Source organism: Xenorhabdus stockiae, from assembly GCF_002632825.1.
Taxonomy (GTDB): domain Bacteria; phylum Pseudomonadota; class Gammaproteobacteria; order Enterobacterales; family Enterobacteriaceae; genus Xenorhabdus; species Xenorhabdus stockiae.
Genome location: NZ_NJAJ01000068.1, coordinates 1 through 7,888 on the forward strand (window position 1 = coordinate 1; position 7,888 = coordinate 7,888).

The 7,888-nt window shown below is 40.7% G+C and carries 6 protein-coding genes and 9 tRNA genes; 7 read left to right on the forward strand and 8 right to left on the reverse strand.

All coding sequences use genetic code 11. The features are described from left to right. The first annotated feature begins 162 nt into the window (after positions 1-162). The 4 genes from Xsto_RS19475 to Xsto_RS19490 all read left to right on the forward strand — a co-directional run bounded on the left by Xsto_RS19475 (position 163) and on the right by Xsto_RS19490 (position 3,805). Entirely contained in the window at positions 163-528 is a 366-nt protein-coding gene (locus Xsto_RS19475) for a YkgJ family cysteine cluster protein (RefSeq protein WP_099126158.1), read from the forward strand. Positions 529-741: 213 nt separating this feature from the next. Next, positions 742-2,001, forward strand: a complete 1,260-nt coding sequence (gene mtnK / locus Xsto_RS19480; RefSeq protein WP_099126159.1) for an S-methyl-5-thioribose kinase — start codon at positions 742-744, stop codon at positions 1,999-2,001. 15 nt (positions 2,002-2,016) lie between these two features. Further along, on the forward strand, positions 2,017-3,120 hold the full coding sequence (gene mtnA, locus Xsto_RS19485) for an S-methyl-5-thioribose-1-phosphate isomerase (protein WP_099126160.1): 1,104 nt from the start codon (positions 2,017-2,019) through the stop codon (positions 3,118-3,120). A gap of 13 nt (positions 3,121-3,133) precedes the next feature. After that, a complete protein-coding gene (locus Xsto_RS19490; protein WP_099110648.1) occupies positions 3,134-3,805 on the forward strand; it encodes an L-fuculose-phosphate aldolase in 672 nt (223 codons plus the stop codon). Between the two features lie 163 nt (positions 3,806-3,968). On the opposite strand, the gene Xsto_RS19495 is transcribed toward Xsto_RS19490, so the two are convergent. From Xsto_RS19495 to Xsto_RS19525, 7 genes are all read right to left on the reverse strand, one after another. Further along, positions 3,969-4,044 (reverse strand) — tRNA-Val (locus Xsto_RS19495). Positions 4,045-4,062: 18 nt separating this feature from the next. Continuing rightward, positions 4,063-4,138, reverse strand: a tRNA-Lys gene (locus Xsto_RS19500). A 30-nt stretch (positions 4,139-4,168) separates the two neighbouring features. Further along, positions 4,169-4,244: transfer RNA gene (locus tag Xsto_RS19505), tRNA-Lys, on the reverse strand. A gap of 30 nt (positions 4,245-4,274) precedes the next feature. Next, positions 4,275-4,350 (reverse strand) — tRNA-Lys (locus Xsto_RS19510). 42 nt (positions 4,351-4,392) lie between these two features. Further along, positions 4,393-4,468, reverse strand: a tRNA-Val gene (locus Xsto_RS19515). A gap of 81 nt (positions 4,469-4,549) precedes the next feature. Continuing rightward, positions 4,550-4,625, reverse strand: a tRNA-Val gene (locus Xsto_RS19520). Between the two features lie 58 nt (positions 4,626-4,683). After that, a tRNA-Val gene (locus Xsto_RS19525) sits at positions 4,684-4,759 on the reverse strand. A gap of 281 nt (positions 4,760-5,040) precedes the next feature. On the opposite strand from Xsto_RS19525, the gene gltX reads away from it, so the two are divergent. The 3 genes from gltX (at position 5,041) to Xsto_RS19540 (ending at position 6,823) form a co-directional block, all read left to right on the forward strand. Continuing rightward, complete coding sequence (gene gltX, locus Xsto_RS19530) at positions 5,041-6,456, forward strand: glutamate--tRNA ligase (RefSeq protein WP_099110524.1); 1,416 nt, start codon at positions 5,041-5,043, stop codon at positions 6,454-6,456. 184 nt (positions 6,457-6,640) lie between these two features. Then, positions 6,641-6,716 (forward strand) — tRNA-Ala (locus tag Xsto_RS19535). Between the two features lie 31 nt (positions 6,717-6,747). Next, a tRNA-Ala gene (locus Xsto_RS19540) sits at positions 6,748-6,823 on the forward strand. 105 nt (positions 6,824-6,928) lie between these two features. On the opposite strand, the gene Xsto_RS19545 is transcribed toward Xsto_RS19540, so the two are convergent. Continuing rightward, a complete protein-coding gene (locus Xsto_RS19545; protein ID WP_099126161.1) occupies positions 6,929-7,810 on the reverse strand; it encodes a hypothetical protein in 882 nt (293 codons plus the stop codon). Between the last annotated feature and the right edge of the window lie 78 nt (positions 7,811-7,888).

A 7,888-nucleotide genomic window follows, 5' to 3' on the forward strand; every position in this document is an offset into this window, starting at 1 on the left:
AATTAAATTAAAAATCAGTTAATTAAAATAAATTCATGACTAAATACACCTTATATTGACTATTTGTGATACATTAAATATCTTTATACAAAAAAGATAATTCTCCATAGTTAATAACTTCGTCAAAATGTGGCTCTTAAACATCAGATAGAGACGTCTGGTATGGATCATATATTAAATACCCAATCACAGAATAATTTTTGCATCAGCTGTGGTGCCTGCTGTGCATTTTTCAGGGTCTCATTTTATTGGGCGGAAGCTGAGGACGGAGGAGGTACAGTCCCGGTTGCTGCCACTGAGAAACTGAACGATTTTATGTGTTGCATGAAAGGTACAAACGAACCCCATCCCCGTTGTATAAACTTACAGGGCGAAGTTGGTCACTCGGTTTCCTGTACTATTTATGACAAGCGGCCTTCCCCTTGCCGAGAATTTTCGCAGGCATGGGAAACTGACAATTACAATGAAGCCTGTGATCGTGCCAGAGCCGCTTATGGCCTTCCTCCACTACCAAAACCACAAACCTGAGCTAGCCCATTTGCCGTACTTTTATCATTGCGATTCAATGTGAAATATCTTGGGTATATCTTATTGTTATCAGGCCATATTCGTTATTTTCATCACAGACACTTTACTTTTGTATACTTATAGTTAACAACAGTAAAAACCCGTTGCCGCAAAATGTGTTATCCCTGTTCATTTTATGAACTTTCCTTCATGATATTATCAGGATGAAAAATAATGTCTGTTTATGTTCCTACTGAGTATATCCCCCAGACCTGTGAATCTTTACCACATTATCTTGCGAAAAATTTACCCGCCACCATCTCACTCGGAGGATTGCCTGAAACCTGGCAGATACAAGAAGTAGGTGATGGAAACCTGAATTTAGTTTTTATTGTTGCCGGAACAGAAAAAACTATTGTAGTCAAACAATCCTTACCTTACGTTCGGGCTGCAGGTGAATCATGGCAGCTTTCCCTTGTCAGGACCTATTTCGAATACCATGCCCTATTGGAAGAAAAGAAATTTGCTCATCAGTATGTACCCGATGTCTATTTCTATGATGAAGAAATGTCTTTGTTTGCAATGGAGTATTTGGATAAACACATTATCTTACGCAATAAGCTGATTTCTGGTGAAAAATTCCCCCACCTAGCTAAAGACATTGGCATTTTTCTTGCTAATACACTATTCCATACCTCTGATATCGGGATGGACAGCAAAGAGAAAAAAGAACTGGTAAGCCGTTTCGCCAATAATCATGAACTTTGTAAAATCACTGAAGATCTGATTTTTACAGAGCCCTATTTTAATGCTGAAAGAAACAACTGGACTTCTCCTCAACTTGATAATGATATTCATGCCATTTGGCAGGATCAAGCCATGATCCAAACTGCAATGCGGTATAAATACAAATTCATGACTGAAACGCAGGCACTTTTGCATGGTGATCTTCACTCAGGTTCCATTATGGTCACACCTGATTCCACAAAAGTGATTGATCCAGAATTTAGCTTTATGGGCCCAATGGCATTCGATATAGGCAATTATATCGGCAATCTGTTTATGGCTTATTTTGCTCAACCTGCTCTGCGGGAGAATATAGAGCAATGTGCTGATTATCAATCATGGCTCTTCATTCAGCTTGAAACAACGTGGGAAATATTTGAACATCGTTTTCGTCAATTATGGAATGAAAAAATAACCGGAGAAGCCTATCCTGTCACCATTTACCAACAGGGAACTTTCAATTCATCGTTCCTTAAAACTGCCCAGGATGATTTTTTCTCCAATTTATTCGAAGAAACTCTGGTATATGCCGGGCTTGAAATTAATCGCCGCATTATAGGCTTCGCCGGTGTTGCTGATTTCAAACAGATTGATGACCCGACATTACGAGCCGGTTGTGAAAAACAAGCACTAAAACTGGCACGTGAGTTAATTGTCAACAAGCATAAGTACCAGAATTTTTCACAGATTAAACATCATATTACATAAGGTTAAGAAACCGAGATGAAGATTAATGGAACCCATTATCGCTCTGTTTGGCTTGCTGACGATGGGTATACTGTCGAAATTTTCGACCAGACCAAACTGCCTTTTGAATTAAAAACTATTCAGTTGAATACCTTTCAAGATGCTGCAACAGCTATCAAAGATATGTGGGTAAGAGGTGCTCCTTTAATTGGTGCAGTTGCTGCGTATGGTATGGCACTGGCGATGCGTCAAAGTAGCAGCAATGAAAATCTGCAAATGGCTTACGATACTTTAGTTAAAACCCGACCAACCGCCATTAATTTAAAATGGGCGCTGAATCGCGCATATCAGGCATTAGAAAACACAGCTCCCATTCAGCGTGTAAAAACTGCTTATCGTATTGCCAATGAAATAGCAGATGAAGATGTCGAGCTGTGTCATAAGATTGGTGAAAATGGTTTGAAAATCATACAGGAAATTGCGGCCCAAAAACCAGCAGGTGAAATAGTAAATATATTAACTCACTGCAATGCTGGGTGGTTGGCAACTGTGGATTGGGGAACCGCCCTATCACCTATTTACATGGCACACGATGCGGGTATCAAGGTTCATGTCTGGGTTGATGAAACTCGCCCTCGTAATCAAGGGGGATTGACGGCTTTTGAGTTAGGTTCACATGGTGTATCACACACTTTAATTGCCGATAATGCGGGTGGGCATTTAATGCAGCATGGCAAAGTGGATCTGTGTATCGTAGGTACAGACCGGACAACCGCAAGAGGTGATGTGTGTAATAAAATTGGCACTTACCTCAAGGCTCTGGCGGCAAAAGCAAATCAGGTACCCTTTTATGTTGCATTACCATCACCGACACTGGATTTTACCGTCTGGGATGGCGTAAAAGAGATCCCCATTGAACAACGTTCAGGCAATGAACAGTCACACGTCTACGGAATGACGGCTGAAGGAAAACACAGTTGGGTCAATACAGCACCTCAGGGAACGGTTTGCGGGAATTATGCGTTTGATGTTACCCCGGCAGAATTAATTACCGGGTTGATTACAGAACGTGGAATTTGTGATGCCAGCGCAGAAGGCTTACGCATGCTCTTTTCTGATTTATATCCATATAATTTATAATGATTATTTTTTTATGACTGTCAGTAGAAAACATATTTCTCAAGCAATTATCGACGCTTGCCTTAAGATGAATGCTCTGGGTTTAAATCAAGGCACATCTGGTAACATCAGTGCCCGTTATCAAGATGGATTTCTTATCACCCCCAGCGGGATCCCCTATGAAAAATTGACTCCAGAGCAAATTGTCTACATTAATTATTCGGGAGAAGCAGAACCAGATAAAATCCCCTCAAGCGAATGGCACTTCCATCTTTCATGCTATGAAGCACGCCCTGAATTAAATGCTGTTGTACATAATCATGCAGTCAATGCAACTGCCGTTTCAATTCTCAATCATGGTATCCCGGCTATTCATTATATGGTGGCAGTGACAGGAACGGATCATGTGCCCTGTATTCCCTATTCAACCTTCGGGACACAAGAACTGGCAGAAAGCGTTAAAACAGGAATTAGGCACAGCAAAGCACTGTTAATGCAGCATCACGGTATGATTGCGATGGAAGTCAGTCTGGAAAAAGCATTATGGCTGGCCAATGAAATAGAGATATTGGCACAACTCTATTTGAAAATACTCCCCGTGATCGGAAACCCTGTAGAAAATATTGCAGAACGGATCCCTGTACTCTCACCCGAAGAAATGCAAAAAGTATTGATCAAGTTCAAAAGTTACGGATTGAAAGCGTAATAAAAGATTAAAAAACAGCATATTTTTATTTCACTAAAAGATAATGCTGTTTTATTTGCATTACTCATTCGCGGTAATAACAGGAATTGTTTGAATAAAATTTGAATATAAACCTTGCTTGGTTTTATATTTTTTGATGGTTTCTTAGGGGAATTATATGAAGTGGTGGGCGATACCAGATTCGAACTGATGACCCCCTCCTTGTAAGGGAGATGCTCTACCAACTGAGCTAATCGCCCACTTCATGGCTACCTAAATGGTGGGTCGTGCAGGATTCGAACCTGCGACCAATTGATTAAAAGTCAACTGCTCTACCGACTGAGCTAACGACCCAATTAGGTAATTCTGATTTTTATATCTAAATGGTGGGTCGTGCAGGATTCGAACCTGCGACCAATTGATTAAAAGTCAACTGCTCTACCGACTGAGCTAACGACCCAATTAGATAATTTTGATTTTAATATTTAGATGGTGGGTCGTGCAGGATTCGAACCTGCGACCAATTGATTAAAAGTCAAGTGCTCTACCGACTGAGCTAACGACCCATCTAAAATATCAGTGTGATACTGCGGAACAATCTAATGAAGTGGTGGGCGATACCAGATTCGAACTGATGACCCCCTCCTTGTAAGGGAGATGCTCTACCAACTGAGCTAATCGCCCACTTCATGCTGACTATTACTGCATGATGACTATTACTGAATAATTATCTGTAACAACATCGATATATCACTGATTTATGATTGGTGGGCGATACCAGATTCGAACTGATGACCCCCTCCTTGTAAGGGAGATGCTCTACCAACTGAGCTAATCGCCCAATCATAAAATCATTTTTTATCACTACGGCCTTACCGCTTTCAGTTTATCACTGAGAGTGGTGGGCGATACCAGATTCGAACTGATGACCCCCTCCTTGTAAGGGAGATGCTCTACCAACTGAGCTAATCGCCCCGTCGTGATGGAGTCGCATTATAGGGATAGTTCGAGGTGAGTCAACGGTTTTTATTGCTAAAATTTCCGTTCGTCGCAAAATTACACAGAATGAAACAATTATAATCACATAAGGTTATCATTTGGACAATGTATTTTGGTTTTTCTCAATAACCTACCATCAACGCCATTGAGGAATTGAAGTCCAGTGATAAAATGCACCCCACTATTGTTATTTTAATTGTTACTTCAATCATCCAAAACGTTCTCTAGCAAGTAGAACGTCATTAAGGCAACTCCTGATGAGTAAAATAAAAACCCGTTTTGCGCCAAGTCCTACTGGCTACCTTCACGTTGGTGGCGCACGCACCGCCCTTTATTCCTGGCTATACAGTCGCCATAACAAAGGTGAATTCGTTCTGCGCATTGAAGACACTGATCTGGAGCGCTCAACTCAGGAAGCCATTGATGCGATTATGGACGGAATGAACTGGTTAAACCTGAATTGGGATGAAGGCCCTTATTATCAGACTAAACGTTTTGACCGCTACAACCAGGTTATTGATGAAATGCTGGTCAATGGTACAGCTTATCGTTGTTACTGTTCCAAAGAACATCTGGAGCAATTGCGTGAAACTCAGATGGCAAATGGTGAAAAACCTCGTTATGACGGTCGTTGCCGTGATAGTGAGTGCCAGCATAGCCATGATGAACCTCATGTTGTACGTTTCCGCAATCCACAGGAAGGTTCTGTTATTTTTAATGACAGCATCCGTGGCCCGATTGAATTCAGCAATCAGGAACTGGACGATTTGATCATCCGCCGTACTGATGGTTCACCAACTTATAACTTCTGTGTGGTTATTGATGACTGGGATATGGAAATTACTCACGTTATTCGTGGTGAAGACCATATCAACAACACACCACGTCAGATTAATATTCTGAAAGCGCTCAACGCGCCAGTACCAGAATATGCACATGTTTCTATGATCCTCGGTGACGACGGTAAAAAACTGTCCAAACGCCATGGCGCGGTCAGCGTAATGCAATATCGCGATGATGGTTACTTGCCAGAAGCATTGCTGAACTATCTGGTTCGTTTGGGTTGGTCACACGGTGATCAGGAAATTTTCACAGTTGAAGAAATGACTGAGCTGTTCAGCCTTGATGCTATCAGCAAATCAGCCAGTGCTTTCAATACTGAAAAATTGCTTTGGCTGAACCATCATTACATCAATACCCTGCCAGCAGAAGAAGTTGCTGTTCATTTAGCATGGCATATTGAACAACAAGGTATCGATACCCGCACAGGCCCAGAGCTAGTGGATCTGATCAAACTGCTGGGCGAACGTTGCAAGACATTAAAAGAAATGGCCAGCGCTGGTCGTTATTTCTATGAAGAGTTTGCAGAGTTCGATGCTGATGCCGCGAAAAAACATCTGCGTCCGGTTGCGCGTCAGCCATTAGAAGTTGTACGCACTAAACTGGCAGCCATTACCGAATGGACACCTGAAAATATTCATCACGCTATTCAGGCAACGGCTGACGAGCTGGAAGTTGGAATGGGTAAAGTAGGTATGCCACTGCGTGTTGCTGTTACCGGCGCAGGCCAATCACCAAGTGTTGATGTGACCATTCACGCCATCAATCAGGCTCGTTCATTGAGTCGTATTGATAAAGCACTGGCTTATATTGCACAGCGTGAAGCTCAATAATCAGCATTAGAAACAGGCTAACGTAAGTGTAAAGGCACTCAGTTTATTGTTGTGCCTTTATTTTTTTATTCTCACACCTAGTATTGATGGCTTTTTCAGCGCTTATACATAGAATACTAATGAATTCGTTGACAGAATTCTCTGGGTTTCATATGATGCGCTCCATTCCACAGGATTTTGATTTGGGGCTATAGCTCAGCTGGGAGAGCGCTTGCATGGCATGCAAGAGGTCAGCGGTTCGATCCCGCTTAGCTCCACCAAAAATATCTTGATTCGGAACGCCACATTTGTGGGGCTATAGCTCAGCTGGGAGAGCGCTTGCATGGCATGCAAGAGGTCAGCGGTTCGATCCCGCTTAGCTCCACCAAAATTCTGAATCCCTGAAAGCGCAAGTCTTCAGGGATTTTTTCTTATTATCATGTATAACTAAATCGCCCTGCTTTTCTTTTTATGCTCAGGTAATTTAAAAGCATCAAATCAGTGTAATGCTTTTTATTTTTAAGCTGAATTTCCCGTCTTCATAGTTTGAATCGACATCCACTTTGTTATAGAGACCATTATCACAGTGATTTCCATTCCCTGTGTTGCCGCCATTATTGGGATCAGTTCCAGATGCAGAATCATCTTCAAAGATAACATTTAGACTATTAGAATACACATAATTTGCAGCTATGTCCAAAGCTATATAATAGAGCCCAAGCTTTTTATTAAATGGTATTTTTTCATATGATAACTGAAAATTATAACCAGCAGAGTTAACTTTCCCTATCATTGTTGATTCCAGTGTAATACTATTATTATTTTCATCTTTAACTAAAAATATAATAATATTGTTTGGACGAGAATTTAGATAGTTAGGAATATATACTCTAAACTTTTTATCTTCTTTTTCTTTTTTAAACACTCCTCCAGATAACATTCCAATAACTCTTGGTGCAGAAAGTTTTGGAGAGGGAATGTCACCTGCAATAATATATGTAGTTTGAAGAGGAATTGCATAGCCCATACCCAATATTTGAGTATTTAGCTCTAGTATTACACTACGTTCTTTTGGATAAATACGAAAGTTCACATTACCATTTTCATCACTATTAACCATGAAGAAATCATAGAATTCATTTAGAGGTTGAGTCTCTATAAGATCAGGATTTTTACCATCAACAGGATCTGTTGTGATATTCACACTCAGTAATGCCCTCCCAATTGATACAGACGATATCATTAGCTGAGTATTTTTTAATGGTATATTATTTTCATCAGAAAGCTTTCCGGAATAAAGAATATATTTACTATTTGGATCATCAATAGGATTACTTTTTTGTTGTAATTGAATGGTAATCCTCCCATTTTTCATGGAGGTTAAAAGTAGAATTCACGCAGCGCGTAATAAATGCTGCTTCGGGGTATAACCCCCTAATGCCATATTGGGCCT

Coding starts and splice junctions, on each gene's coding strand:
- Xsto_RS19545 (WP_099126161.1), bottom strand. CDS start 7,810: ATGAAAAATGGGAGGATTACCATTCAATTACAACAAAAAAGTAATCCT.
- Xsto_RS19490 (WP_099110648.1), top strand. CDS start 3,134: ATGACTGTCAGTAGAAAACATATTTCTCAAGCAATTATCGACGCTTGC.
- gltX (WP_099110524.1), top strand. CDS start 5,041: ATGAGTAAAATAAAAACCCGTTTTGCGCCAAGTCCTACTGGCTACCTT.
- mtnA (WP_099126160.1), top strand. CDS start 2,017: ATGAAGATTAATGGAACCCATTATCGCTCTGTTTGGCTTGCTGACGAT.
- Xsto_RS19475 (WP_099126158.1), top strand. CDS start 163: ATGGATCATATATTAAATACCCAATCACAGAATAATTTTTGCATCAGC.
- mtnK (WP_099126159.1), top strand. CDS start 742: ATGTCTGTTTATGTTCCTACTGAGTATATCCCCCAGACCTGTGAATCT.